At 68.5% G+C, this 12129-nt stretch carries 10 protein-coding genes; 3 read left to right on the top strand and 7 right to left on the bottom strand.

Annotation, left to right across the window (positions count from 1 at the left end; genetic code table 11):
* Positions 1-45: 45 nt before the first annotated feature.
* Together QPK32_RS24130 and QPK32_RS24125 are read left to right on the top strand one after the other, a co-directional pair.
* On the top strand, positions 46-1710 hold the full coding sequence (locus tag QPK32_RS24130; protein WP_290415328.1) for a VRR-NUC domain-containing protein: 1665 nt from the start codon (positions 46-48) through the stop codon (positions 1708-1710).
* Positions 1707-4034 (top strand): ATP-dependent DNA helicase, encoded by a 2328-nt coding sequence (locus QPK32_RS24125; RefSeq protein ID WP_290415327.1) that lies wholly within the window; start codon positions 1707-1709, stop codon positions 4032-4034. The genes QPK32_RS24130 and QPK32_RS24125 overlap by 4 nt, the downstream gene beginning before the upstream one ends.
* Here the strand turns inward: QPK32_RS24125 and QPK32_RS24120 are convergent.
* The 7 genes from QPK32_RS24120 to QPK32_RS24090 all read right to left on the bottom strand — a co-directional run bounded on the left by QPK32_RS24120 (position 4015) and on the right by QPK32_RS24090 (position 10883).
* A complete protein-coding gene (locus QPK32_RS24120) occupies positions 4015-4755 on the bottom strand; it encodes a LytTR family DNA-binding domain-containing protein (protein ID WP_290415326.1) in 741 nt (246 codons plus the stop codon). The genes QPK32_RS24125 and QPK32_RS24120 overlap by 20 nt on opposite strands.
* Positions 4756-5859 (bottom strand): sensor histidine kinase, encoded by a 1104-nt coding sequence (locus QPK32_RS24115; protein ID WP_290415325.1) that lies wholly within the window; start codon positions 5857-5859, stop codon positions 4756-4758. It abuts the gene before it with no gap.
* 24 nt (positions 5860-5883) lie between these two features.
* On the bottom strand, positions 5884-6639 hold the full coding sequence (locus tag QPK32_RS24110; RefSeq protein ID WP_290415324.1) for a LiaI-LiaF-like domain-containing protein: 756 nt from the start codon (positions 6637-6639) through the stop codon (positions 5884-5886).
* Positions 6632-6997, bottom strand: coding sequence for a LiaI-LiaF-like domain-containing protein (locus QPK32_RS24105; protein ID WP_290415323.1), 366 nt, complete (start codon positions 6995-6997; stop codon positions 6632-6634). The genes QPK32_RS24110 and QPK32_RS24105 overlap by 8 nt, the downstream gene beginning before the upstream one ends.
* A 257-nt stretch (positions 6998-7254) precedes the next feature.
* Positions 7255-7437, bottom strand: coding sequence for a hypothetical protein (locus QPK32_RS24100; RefSeq protein WP_290415322.1), 183 nt, complete (start codon positions 7435-7437; stop codon positions 7255-7257).
* 31 nt (positions 7438-7468) lie between these two features.
* Positions 7469-7636: a hypothetical protein gene (locus QPK32_RS24095; RefSeq protein ID WP_290415321.1), complete on the bottom strand. Its 168-nt coding sequence runs from the start codon at positions 7634-7636 to the stop codon at positions 7469-7471.
* 280 nt (positions 7637-7916) lie between these two features.
* A complete protein-coding gene (locus QPK32_RS24090; protein WP_290415320.1) occupies positions 7917-10883 on the bottom strand; it encodes a TonB-dependent receptor in 2967 nt (988 codons plus the stop codon).
* A 229-nt stretch (positions 10884-11112) separates the two neighbouring features.
* Between QPK32_RS24090 and QPK32_RS24085 the strand changes: the two genes are divergently transcribed.
* Positions 11113-12075: an N-acetylmuramoyl-L-alanine amidase-like domain-containing protein gene (locus QPK32_RS24085; protein ID WP_290415319.1), complete on the top strand. Its 963-nt coding sequence runs from the start codon at positions 11113-11115 to the stop codon at positions 12073-12075.
* Positions 12076-12129 lie beyond the last annotated feature (54 nt).

The raw sequence follows: 12129 nt of genomic DNA, 5'->3' as shown, positions 1-12129 counted from the left end.
ATACAGTTGGCACGGGTTTGACGAGGATTTAGGCGGCGGCGAGGCATGATCAGGGTTCTGGAAAACGAGTTTTATTACCTGGACAACTTCCAGCGCGTGCTGGACTGGATCGCCGAGCGCTACGGCGACCTGCTCGTCGACGAGGAGCATGCCTTCATCGCCGCATTCCCCGCCCTGCCGCGGGCGGCGCGCGCCCTGTTCGTGCGCCTCGTGATGCGCAAGGGGACGCTGTTCCGGGCCAGCAAGCTCAACTATGCCGAGATCGGCTGCCCCGTCGAGGCCGCGAACGCGCTGCTGCCCACCGGCTGGATCGAATGCGACCCGGCCGTCGATATCGACGAACTGTTCGACCTGCTGGTCAAGCCCGAGCTGGTTGCCGCCTTCGCGCTGGACGGCGCCATCAAGAACGCGCGCAAGGCCGACCAGCTCGAGGCGCTGCGCCTCGAGCCGCGCCATGCCGGGGCGCGGCCGTTCTCGCACTGGTTCGCCGCCAGTGCCGACCTGGCGCTGCGCCTCCTCGTGCAGCCGCTGTGCGACCGCCTGCGCCTGCTCTTCTTCGGCAACCTGAGCCAGGACTGGACCGAGTTCGTGCTGTCCGACCTGGGCCTGTTCCGCTACGAGAAGGTCGCGTTCTCGCCCGAGTCGCGCGGTTTCCGCACGCGCAGCGACATCGAGCACTACCTGCGCCTGCATGCCTGCAAGGAGCGCTACTACGCGGGCGAGCCGGCCGCCGACATCCTGCCGGACCTGGTGGCCGCCCTGCCCGCCGGCGGCTTCGACAACCCCTGGCTCGACAGCCGGCGCGAGCGCCTGATGTTCCAGCTCGGCCAGCTGTTCGAAAAGGAAAAGGACTGGGAACGGGCGCATGCCGTGTATGCCGATTGCCGCTATCCTGGCGCGCGCGGCCGGGCGATCCGCGTGCTGGAAAAGCACGAGAAGTTCGACGCCGCCTACGCATTATTCGAGGTGGCCCGGGCCGCGCCGGAAAGCGACGCCGAGCGCCAGCACCTGCTGCGCATCGGCCCGCGCCTGGCGCGCAAGCTGGGCCACCCGAAGAGCCCCGCGCGGCGCGCCACGCCGGTCGAGCGCCTCGACCTGGTGCTGCCGCCGTCGAACGAGTTGCGGGTCGAAGGCGTCGTGCTGGAGCACCTGTGGCGCGACGACGCGCCCGTCTTCTACGTCGAGAACAGCCTGGCGAACACGCTGTTCGGCCTGTTGTGCTGGAAGGCCGTGTTCGCGGCGATTCCCGGCGCCTTCTTCCACCCGTTCCACCGCGGTCCCGCCGACCTGTTCAGCGCCGACTTCCACCGCCGCCGCCAGGCCGAGTTCGATGCCTGCCTGGCCATGCTGGACGACGGCAGCCACCGCGCCGCGATCCTCGCCACCCACGAGGAAAAGGTTGGGCTGCAGTCGCCCTTCGTGTCCTGGGACTGGCTGGGGCGCGACGTCATCGAGCTGGCGCTGGACTGCATCCCGGCCGCGCACCTGAAGCTGTGGTTCCGCCGCATCCTCGACGACGTGCGCGACAACCGCACGGGCTTCCCCGACCTGATCCAGTTCTGGCCCGAAGAACGGCGCTACTGCATGATCGAGGTGAAGGGCCCGGGCGACCGCCTGCAGGACAACCAGCTGCGCTGGATCGACTATTGCGCCGCCCACGGCATGCCCGTCACCGTGTGCTACCTGCAGTGGGAGCGCGCGGCGGCATGACGATCGACACTGGCACGCCGCGCATCGATGACACGGGTGCGCCGCAGCAGCGGCGCTACATGGTCGCGGTGCGCGCGCTGTGCGAATTCACCGCCAAGCAGGGCGACCTCGACCTGCGCTTCACCCCGTCCCCCACGGCCCAGGAAGGCATCCAGGGCCATGCGATCGTGGCCGCCCGGCGCGACGACAACTACCGCAGCGAAGTCGCGCTGGAAGGGAGCTACGGCCCGCTGCACGTGCGCGGCCGCGCCGACGGCTACGATCCCGACAAGAACCTGGTCGAGGAAGTGAAGACCTACCGCGGCCAGCTGTCCAGCATTCCCGCCAACCACCGCCACCTGCACTGGGCCCAGCTGCGCGTCTACGGCCACCTGCTGTGCGAGCAGCTGAACCTCCCCGCCGTCAACCTGGCCCTCGTGTACTTCGACATCGGCAGCCAGCAGGAGACGTCGTACAGCGAGATGCGCACGCGCGAGGAGCTGGCCACGCTGTTCGCGGACCAGTGCGCGCGCTTCACGGCCTGGGCCGAACAGGAACTGGCGCACCGCGCGGCGCGCGACGCGGCGCTGGAAGCGATGCGCTTCCCCCATGCCGACTTCCGGCCGGGCCAGCGCCAGCTCGCCGAAGCCGTGTTCCGCGCCAACGCCGGCAAGCGCTGCCTGCTGGCGCAGGCGCCCACGGGCATCGGCAAGACCATCGGCACGTTGTTCCCCGTGCTGAAGGCGGCGCCGAAGCAGGAACTGGATAAACTGTTTTTTCTCGCCGCCAAGACCCCTGGCCGCCAGCTGGCGCTGGACGCCGCCGCCACGCTCAAACGCGCCGCCGCGCTCCCCTTGCGGGTGCTGGAGCTGTCCGCGCGCGACAAGGCCTGCGAACATCCGGACAAGGCCTGCCATGGCGACGTCTGCCCGCTGGCCAAGGGTTTCTACGACCGCCTGCCCGCCGCCCGCGCCGCCGCGCTGGACGCGTCCTTGCTCGACCGCGCCACGCTGCGCGAGATCGGCCTGGCGCACGACGTCTGCCCGTATTACCTGGGCAGCGAGATGACGCGCTGGAGCGACGCCATCGTGGGCGACTACAATTACTGGTTCGACGGCGGCGCCATGCTGTACAACCTGGCGCAGGCCAACGGCTGGCGCGTCAGCGTGCTGGCCGACGAGGCGCACAACCTGGTGTCGCGCGCGCGCGGCATGTACAGCGCCAGCCTGGAACGGGCTTCGCTGCGGGCCGCGCGCGCGGTGGCGCCGCCCGTCGTGGCAAAGGTGCTGGAAAAGCTGGGACGCGCCTGGACCGGCGTGAGCAAGGAAGCCCCGCTGCCCTACCAGGTGCTGGACAAGATCCCGCCCAAGTTCACCGACCTCCTGGCCACGGCCGTCAGCGCCATCACTGAACACCTGGCCGAGCAGGCCGTACCGCTCGATCCGGCGCTGCAGGAATTCTATTTCGACGCGCTGCAGTTCGCGCGCCTTGCCGAATCCTTCGGTCCCCACTCGCTGTTCGACCTGACGCGCGAAGACGAACGGGACACGGTGCTATGCATCCGCAACGTGATCCCCGCGCCTTTCCTCGGGCCGCGCTTCGCGTTCGCCCACGCGACGACGCTGTTCTCGGCCACGCTCAGCCCCTGGAATTATTTCGCCGACCTGCTGGGCATGCCGGAGACGACGGCCTGGGTCGACGTCGATTCGCCGTTCCGCGCGAGCCAGCTGGACGTGCACGTGGCGCGCGGCATCTCCACGCGCTACCAGCAGCGCGCCGCCTCGCTCGGACCGATCTCGGACCTGATGGCGCGCCAGTACGCGCAGGCGCCCGGCAACTACCTCGCCTTCTTTTCCAGCTTCGACTACCTGCAGCAGGCGCTGGCGCGCTTCGAACGCGAGCATCCGGACATCCCCACGTGGACGCAGGCGCGCCGCATGAGCGAGCCGGAACGGGCCGAGTTCCTCGCGCGCTTCGTTCCCGGCGGCCGCGGCGTCGGCTTCGCCGTGCTGGGCGGATCGTTCGGCGAAGGCGTCGACCTGCCGGGGGACCGCCTGATCGGCGCCTTCGTGGCCACGCTCGGCCTGCCGCAGGTGAACCCCGTCAACGAGCAGGTCAAGCTGCGCATGGACGAGCTGTTCGGCGCCGGCTACGACTACACCTACCTGTATCCGGGCATGCAGAAAGTCGTGCAGGCGGCCGGCCGCGTGATCCGCACGGAACAGGACCGCGGCACCGTGTGGCTGATCGACGACCGCTTCGCCCGCCCGGAGGTGCAGGCGCTGCTGCCGGCCTGGTGGCACGTCGAAGGCAAGACGGCGGGTTCTAGCGCAGCAGCTCCCTGAGCTTCTGGTAGCCGCTGCGGCTGATCGGGATTCGCGCGTCGCCCGCAAGCAGCGCGCAGTGGCCGTCCTTGCCCGAGGGTTCGATGCGCACGATCGCATCCAGCCGCACGATGTAGGAGCGATGCACGCGCAGGAACGCCTGCGCATCGAGCTGTTCCTCCAGCTCCGCCAGCCGCTGGCTCTTGAGCCAGCGCCGCCCGCCCGCGCAGATGGCCACGTAGTCGTCCTGCGCCTCGATGTAGTCGACCTGGCCGGCCGGGATCACGTGCACGCGCGCGCCGTCGCGCACGACGATGCGCTCGAGGCTACCGTGGCGGATACGCGCCTGCCCCGTCAGCGCCCCGATCGGCTGCTGCACCGGCACGGGCGCGCCCAAGCGTTCGCGCGCATGCGCCAGCGCCGCGTCCAGGCGCGCGGGCGGAAAAGGCTTGAGCAGGTAGTCGATCGCATGGACTTCGAAGGCGCGCAGCGCGAACTGGTCGTAGGCGGTGACGAACACGTAATGCACCTTGCCGCCCGCCAGCTCCGCCACCTCGAAGCCGTCCAGGCGCGGCATCTGGATGTCGAGGAAGACGAGGTCCGGCGCCAGCTCGGCGATCGCCTTGACGGCCTCGAAACCGTTCTCGCATTCGCCGACGATCTCCACGTCCGCATGCGCCCCCAGGTATTCGCGCAGCACGGCGCGCGCCAGGTGTTCGTCGTCCACGATCAGTACCCGCATTCAGGCCTCTTCCATCGTCGTTGCCTTCGTCCCTTCGTCGTCCGCTCCGGTCTGCGCCGGCAACGCCAGCTCGACCACGAAACGTCCCTGTTCCACGCCCCAGCGCGCGCCGCCCTCGTGGCCGTAGCTGGCGGCCAGGCGCTGGCGCACGTTGTCCAGGCCCAGGCCGGTCCCGCGGCTTCCCGCGGCGGCGCCCTCCGGGTCGACGTCGTTCTCGACCCGGATGCGCAACAGCGAACCGGCGCGGCGCGCCTCGACGCGGATCAGGCCCGGCGCGATCATCTGGCCGATGCCGTGCTTGATCGCGTTCTCGACCAGCGGCTGCAGCAGCATCGGCGGCAGCAGGCAGGCGCCGGCATCGTCGTCCACCACGGCCTCGAAGCGCAGGCGCGCGCCGAAGCGCACCTGCTCGATCGCCAGGAAGTGTCGCACCAGCTGCATTTCCTTGTCCAGCGCGACCTTGCGGTCGGCATGCAGGCCCAGGCTGTGGCGGAAGAAGTCGGCCAGCTGCTGCGTCATCGCGCGCGCCCCGGCCGGGTCCAGCGCCGTCAGCGCGCTGATCGAATTGAGGCTGTTGAACAGGAAGTGCGGATCGATGCGGGCACGCAGCATGCGCAGTTCGGCGTCGCGCGCCGCCAGCATCATCTGCAGGCGCTGGGTCTCGAGCAGGCGCACGCGCTCGGATTCGATCAGGAGGTAGTTCACGGCGGCGGACAGGCCGTACAACAGCACGCCCAGCCCGAACATCGACACGAGCAGCGGCGCGTTCAGGATCAGGCCGCCGGATGGCCCCAGCGCATCCAGCACGCTGTTCCAGGCGGCGCCGAGCGCGCACCACAGCGCCGCCGCGCAGGCCGCCGTCGCGCCGATGCCGCCGACGATCGACAGCGGATGCCGGTGCCCCAGCGGATAGGCGCGGCACACGTAGTAGGCCGAAAAGCCGGTGCCCACCGCGTACGCCAGCACCAGCGGCACGACGAACAGCAGGCTCGCCCCCGAGCCGGCCCCGCCCGCCGCCAGCATGCCGGCGAACAGGAGGCCCAGCAGCAGCCAGGCCAGCAGGTAGAGCCGCGCCGCGCGCCAGCTGGAGAATACGCCCTGCATCGGTTCCGCGCCCTGGGTTCCCGACTAGTTCCGGATTTCGACTCCGCCCATGATCGCGTAGCCGCGGATCACGAGGCGCCTGCCATTGTCCGGCGGGGTCGCCGTCTTTTCCGTGAAGCCGCCCATCACGGGCGTGCCGTTCAGGACGACGGTCCAGTCGGGCGGGACCTTGATGTTGATGCCGCCCCAGATCGTGAAGACGTTGATCACGGCTTCCTTGACGATGGCCGCGTCGCGCAGGTCCAGCATGCAGCCGCCCATGATGGCCGTGATCTCGCCGCCGCGGAAGTCCTTGCTGCCGACGCGGCGTTCGAAGCCGCCCAGCACGGCGACGATGTCGACCACGTCGTCGGCGCCCGCGGCGGCGCCGTCCGGGCCCTTGGCCAGCGAGACGCGGTCGACGCGGCCCGGGCCCACGGAACGGTACAGCACCAGGCCGCCCAGGGCGATCAGCGCCAATGGCCACAGCGTATCCCAGCGAATATAGAAGAAGCCCATGCGGCTCACCGTCATCAGCACGCCGACGGCGACCAGCACGGCGCCCACATAGCTGCCGCTGCGCGGTGCGTTGCCGAACAGGATCATCGAGCCGCCGATGATGAAGACTAGCGGCCAGAACCCGATCGCATGGCGGAATTCCACGATGTCGAGGTTATCGAGCAGGAACAGCACGCCCAGCCCCACCACCAGCAGGCCGAGAATCACCTGGCTCGATGCGTTGTGCGCCGGCGCGCCGGTGCTGCCCGCGGCGCCCGCCGCCCCCTTGGTGTCCTCATTCATGGCCGTTGCCCCCCTTGAAGCGGCGCTCGGCGATCGGCCTGACGGCCATCGTGATGCCGGTGATGATGATGAACAGCGGCCAGCTGTTCCCGAAGGTCAGGCCCCACAGGCCCTCGAACACGGCGAACAGCCACAGGCCGATGAACACGGTCCACAATCCGTTCGAGAATTCGCGGGCGCTCGGATAGCCGATGGTCTGGTTGATGCCGACGACGACCAGCAGCAGCGGCGCGTAATGCCACAGCTCGCTGATCTCCATCATGCCCAGCTGGTCGAGCAGGAAGGCCACGCCCAGGCCGACCAGCAGCAGGCCCCACAGCACCTGGCGCCGCAGGTGGTAGGAAGCTTCGCTTTTCATGTGCACCTCGTCGTCGTTGTCGATGGATGCAACGATACGGCAGCGCGGCGACGGCGCAAAGCGCTTTTCGGCGAACGGCGGGATGGGGCCGGTGAATGGAGCCCGTGAACCGCGGCGGGACCGGCGAACGGCGCCGCGCACCGGGCAGGCAATGAAAAGGACGAAAAAAAAGCCCGCTGCGTCGATGCGGCGGGCTTCCAGGGCGGGAGCGGCGGCCCCGGCGACGCTTGCCGGGGTACGCCGCGGTCGGGGGCGGCTCAGGCGGCAGGTGCGCCCGCGGCCTGCTGGCGCTGGGCCTGGCCCTTCGGCTGGTTGCGGTACCTGGCGCGGGCTTCGGCCTGCTTGACGGCTTCGCGTGCGATATTGGTCTTGCGGATCTCCGCGCGTTCCTTCTTGCCGCGGTGCTGGGCCACGTTCTTGCTGCCGATCTTGGCGGTCATGGTGTTCTCCTGTGTGATGAAAACGCTGCGCTCAGGAGCGCGAGGCGCCAAGCTTGTCGTCGCCATCCATCAGCATGCCCCAACCGAGCTGGCGCCGGATCTCTTCCGGCGTCGGTGGCGGTTTCGGGTCCTTGGCGCGGCGTTCGAGGTACTCGCGCACGAGGTGCTTCGGTGGATGGCTCGTCGTTGCTATGGACATGGACAACCTCCGCTTCCGGTGGGTGCGGCGTGCGCTCCAGGCGGCGCCGGCACGGGAAATTGGTGCCGATCCTCGAGGCGACCGGCTGACCTGTCGAGGTAGTCGGCAACTGCGGGAGTATCGCTGTGCCTCACTCGACGCCTCCATCGTAAGGGCGCGGCCGGGACACGACCGTTAGCTGCCGCACACACTTTCGCGTCGCGGCATGACGTCCTACAAGGTCCCTTCCCAAAAACGGAAAAAGGGGCCGCAGCCCCTTGTTCCCGGTGCGCCGCGCCGCTCAGAACCGGTATTTCAGGCTCAGGTAGAACTGGCGGCCGCTGACGTCCAGCTTCTGCTGCTCTTCCTCGCTGTAGCGGTAGTAGGCCCGCTTGACGTTGGTGAGGTTGGTCGCATCGAAGGTGAGGGTCAGGTTCGACGCGAGGTTGTAGCTGGCGTTGAAGGCCAGCGTCGTCACCGGCGCGGCCATCGTCGGCGCCGACGGCATCAGCACGCCGTTGATGGTCGACAGGCCCTGGCTGTTCGCGGTCGGCGCCGGCGCCGTGGTGCTGTTCACGTATTCGCTGCGGTAGTTGGCCACCAGGCGCAGCGACACCTTGTCGTTCTCGTAGTAGCCGCCCAGGTTGGCGGCCCACTCGGACGCGCCGACCATCGGCCGGCCGTCGTCGACCTTGGTGTGGGCGCGGCTGACGTTGCTGGTGAAGCCGAAGCCCGTCGTGCCGAACGGCTGCTCGTACTGCAGTTCGAGGCCGGCGATGCGCGCGCCCTGCTGCGACGACGTGTTCACCGCATAGGTCTTGAGCGACTGCGAGGCAGCATCGTACAGGTCGATCGTGGTGCCGCCGCTGGAACCGGTCTTGGCGTAGCCGTCGATGCGCGAATAGAACACGTTGGCCGAGACCAGCGAGCGGGTCGCGAAGTACCACGACCAGGACAGGTCCAGGTTGTCCGCGGTGAGCGGTTTCAGGTTCGGGTTCGGGCCCGTGACCTTGCAGCCCTGCGCATCGCACGACGGCGTGCCGAAGCCGGCCCCCACGATATTGTAGTTCTGGCGCCCGATCGTGCGGCTGGCGCCGAAGCGCAGCAGCATGTCCTTGGTGATCTCGTAGCGCGCGTTCAGGCTGGGCAGCCAGTTGTTGAAGCGGCGGTCGCTCTTCGTGAAGTAATAGGTATTGCCGGCCAGGGGATTGAACGGCGTGGCCGCCTGGTTGTCGTAGTAGGGCTGCAGGTCGCCCGCGTTCGTGATCGCGCCCGGATAGGCCGGGCACGGGATCGCCGGCTGGCCGGGCGCCGCGCGCACGCAGGCGCCGGCCGGGATCGGCGTGGGGATGTCGGCGTTCACCCGCGTCTGCACGAAGCGCAGGCCGACGTTGCCGGACCAGCGGTCGTGCTCGTAGTTGGCCTGCACGTAGGCGGAGCTCTGGCGCTCGCGCACGTGCAGCTCGGAGCGGATCAGGCGCTCGAAGTCGTCGCTGGTGGCCTTGGTGTTCGCGGCGAAATAGGCTTTCAGGTCTTCCGGCGCGAAGGTATAGCCCGTGTTGTCCCAGCCGGCGGGTCCACCCAGGTCGGCGCCGAAGTCGCCCGGCCACGGGATGCTGGAAGCGGGTCCCGCGCCCAGGTCGGCGCTGCGGTAGGCCGGGTAGCGGCGTTCGCTGTCGCGGTGGTGGTCGGCGAAGCGCACGCCGCTCTCGACCGACTGGATCCAGCCCCAGCCCTGCCCTTCGCGCAGGCGGTATTCGCCATCGAGCTGCGCGCTGTATTCCTTGTCGACGGACTTCAGGCCCGAGATGGTGCGCACCACCAGCTGGTCCGGCTTGATGCCGGTGCCCAGGTACCGCACGTAGGGCGCGTCGTGGACGTCGCCCAGCGCATACGACACGCCGGTGCCGAAGCGCGCGTAGGTCAGGCCCTGGTCGGCGTCGGTCTTGCCGACGCCGCGCGTGGTCGACAGCAGCGTCTTGATGGTGAGGTCCGGGTTGACGCGCCACTTGCCGTCCAGGTCGAGGAAGGAACTGGTGGCGCTGGCGCCGTCGCGGTAGAAGCCTTCCGAGTTGCCGATGTATTGCGGCGTGGTCCCGTCGGGGAACACGATGTCGGCGCTTTTCAGCACGCGCAGCGTGTCGCCGTACATCGTCGTCTCGTTGACGATGACGGGGTTGCGGATCGAAGCGTACACCTGCTGGCCGTTGGAGCTGGTGTTCGGCGCCGTGGCACCGGTGGCGCCATCGGCCAGCGATGCCTTCCCGAGCAGCATGCTGTAGATGGCGCCGGCCTTCAGGCGGCCGTAGTTGTTGGTGTCCATCTTCGAATGGAAGCCCGTCAGGCTGACGTCGATGTCCTGGTTCGGCTTGAACTGCAGCGAGATCATGCCGCCCTTGCGGTCGCGCACGCCCTCGACGAACTCCGTGCTCATCGAGCCCGGCATGCGCACGCCGTTCAGGTCGGACGCCTTCAGGCCCGTGCCGGCCAGCGAGGCGTCCGTGATGCCCTTCATCGTCTGGGTGTTGATCACATCCCAGCCGCTGCTGGTGCCGTAGGCGAGGCGCGAGACGGAGTCGCGGCGGATGTAGCGCTTGTTGGAAAAGCCCTGCACGAAGAAGCCGAAGGTGTTGGCGTCGTTCTTCCAGTTGACGAGGGCATCCAGGTCGGGAGCCGTCTTGCCCGGCAGCGTCACGTAGGACGCGCCGGCGCTGACGACGCCCGAGATCTTTTCCTTGGCCGACAGGGGCTTGCGGGTGGTGACGTTGATGGTGCCGGCCAGGCCGCCGTCGACGAGGTCGGCGTACGAGGTCTTGTAGACCTGGGCTTGGTTCAGCACGGACGAGGGCAGCAGCGACAGGCTGGTCGAGCGGCTGGCCGAGGCCTGGTCGCCCACGTACCAGTCGGCGCCCGCGATCGCGTGGCCGTTGAACAGGATCAGGGTCATGTCCGGATTGGTGCCGCGCAGCGCCACCTTTTCCGCCTCGTCGTAGTCGGTGCGCACGGCGACGCCGGCCAGGCGCTGCAGGGAGTCGGCCAGGTTCTTGTCCGGCATCTTGCCCACGTCTTCCGCCGTGATGACCTCGACGTTGGCCGCCGAATTCTTCTTGACGTTCAATGACTTGGCCATGGAGGCGCGGATCCCGCTCACCTCGACGGTCTGCATCGGCGTGCTGCCGGCCCCTTCCTGGGCCAGCGCGGGCAAGCTCGCGGTCGCCGCGCCCAGCAGCGCCAGCGAGACAGCGGCCAGCGGCTTCTGTTTCAACATCGTTCTCTCCTGATCTTTATCGTTGTCCGGGCGGGTGTGTCCCCGCCGCGCATACAGTATTGACGACTGTCAAGCCCTTGAATAATGAGAAGTGTTGAACAAACCATAACCCGAAGGAATGTTTGCCTGAAGGGAACAACAGCAGGTTATACGCGACCGAATAATTTTCATTTTGAAAACATCGAGATGGCGCGCTAGCGTAGGCATCCATCGTCACCGGGAACCCGCCATGCGCCACGTCCTCGCTTCCACCGTCCTCGCGGCCGCGCTGCTGTCCGGCTGCGCCAGCAGCTCCGCGCCGCCTCCGCAGAATCCGCCGCAGGCCGGCGCCGAGGTCCCGCTGGACACCATCCTGCGCAAGCAGATCTACCAGATGACGCCCGTCGAGGCAGGCCGCTACGTGAGCTGGGTGCACGCGCAGGAGCCGGACCTGCGCAAGCGGATCGCGGCGATCGGCCGCAAGAACATCGGCCAGCCCTACCGCCTGAACCTGCTGGGCGAATTCCCGTTCCAGGTGCACGACGACCTGCCCATGTTCAGCCTCGACCACAGCGACTGCGTCGTGTTCGCGGAGCACACCTACGCGATGGCGCTGTCCCAGTCCTGGGAAGAATTCTTCTGGATGCTGCAGCGCATCCGCTACCGCGACGGCGTGATCGGCGTCGCCACCCGCAACCACTACACGGAGATGGACTGGAACGTGGCCAACCGCTGGCTGGTGACGGACGCCAGCGCGGAACTGGCCGGCCCAAATGGTCCCACCTACGCCATGACGATCGACCGCGCGCGCTTCCTCAAGACGCGCCACCACACGGACGCCGACCTCCCCGTCGAATCGAGCCGCCAGGCCTACGTGCCGAAGGACGGGGTGGCGGCCATCGCCGGCCGGCTGCGCGAAGGGGATTTCGTCAACGTCATCTCGACCCGCAACGGCGAGTACTGGGCCTCGCACGTGGGCCTGGTGGTGATGGGCGCGGACGGCCAGCCGCACTTCCTGCATTCGTCCGAACCGCAGGTGCGCGAGGAGACGTTTGCCTCCTACATCGCGCGCGCCGCGGCGCGCGAGGAACGCAACCGCCAGGAAGGCAGGAACGGCACGCGGCTGGCCGGCTTCAAGTTCCTGCGCCTGAACGACGACATCGTGGTGCCCCCGATGGCGCCCCAGCCCCGCCCCGGCCATCCCGGCGCCTGATCCTGCCGCCCCGATCCCGGTGGCCTGCCGGGATCGCCTTCTCCCCTTTTGGCC

Origin of the sequence: Massilia sp. YIM B02763, from assembly GCF_030412015.1 — a bacterium.
Classification (GTDB): Bacteria; Pseudomonadota; Gammaproteobacteria; order Burkholderiales; family Burkholderiaceae_D; genus Telluria.
This window is presented reverse-complemented; position numbering and strand designations above follow the sequence as displayed.

What these genes read in the sequence shown, in the direction of transcription:
- QPK32_RS24090 (WP_290415320.1), bottom strand. Translation starts at nt 10,883, where the DNA reads ATGTTGAAACAGAAGCCGCTGGCCGCTGTCTCGCTGGCGCTGCTGGGC.
- QPK32_RS24095 (WP_290415321.1), bottom strand. Translation starts at nt 7,636, where the DNA reads ATGTCCATAGCAACGACGAGCCATCCACCGAAGCACCTCGTGCGCGAG.
- QPK32_RS24125 (WP_290415327.1), top strand. Translation starts at nt 1,707, where the DNA reads ATGACGATCGACACTGGCACGCCGCGCATCGATGACACGGGTGCGCCG.
- QPK32_RS24100 (WP_290415322.1), bottom strand. Translation starts at nt 7,437, where the DNA reads ATGACCGCCAAGATCGGCAGCAAGAACGTGGCCCAGCACCGCGGCAAG.
- QPK32_RS24130 (WP_290415328.1), top strand. Translation starts at nt 46, where the DNA reads ATGATCAGGGTTCTGGAAAACGAGTTTTATTACCTGGACAACTTCCAG.
- QPK32_RS24085 (WP_290415319.1), top strand. Translation starts at nt 11,113, where the DNA reads ATGCGCCACGTCCTCGCTTCCACCGTCCTCGCGGCCGCGCTGCTGTCC.
- QPK32_RS24115 (WP_290415325.1), bottom strand. Translation starts at nt 5,859, where the DNA reads ATGCAGGGCGTATTCTCCAGCTGGCGCGCGGCGCGGCTCTACCTGCTG.
- QPK32_RS24110 (WP_290415324.1), bottom strand. Translation starts at nt 6,639, where the DNA reads ATGAATGAGGACACCAAGGGGGCGGCGGGCGCCGCGGGCAGCACCGGC.
- QPK32_RS24120 (WP_290415326.1), bottom strand. Translation starts at nt 4,755, where the DNA reads ATGCGGGTACTGATCGTGGACGACGAACACCTGGCGCGCGCCGTGCTG.
- QPK32_RS24105 (WP_290415323.1), bottom strand. Translation starts at nt 6,997, where the DNA reads ATGAAAAGCGAAGCTTCCTACCACCTGCGGCGCCAGGTGCTGTGGGGC.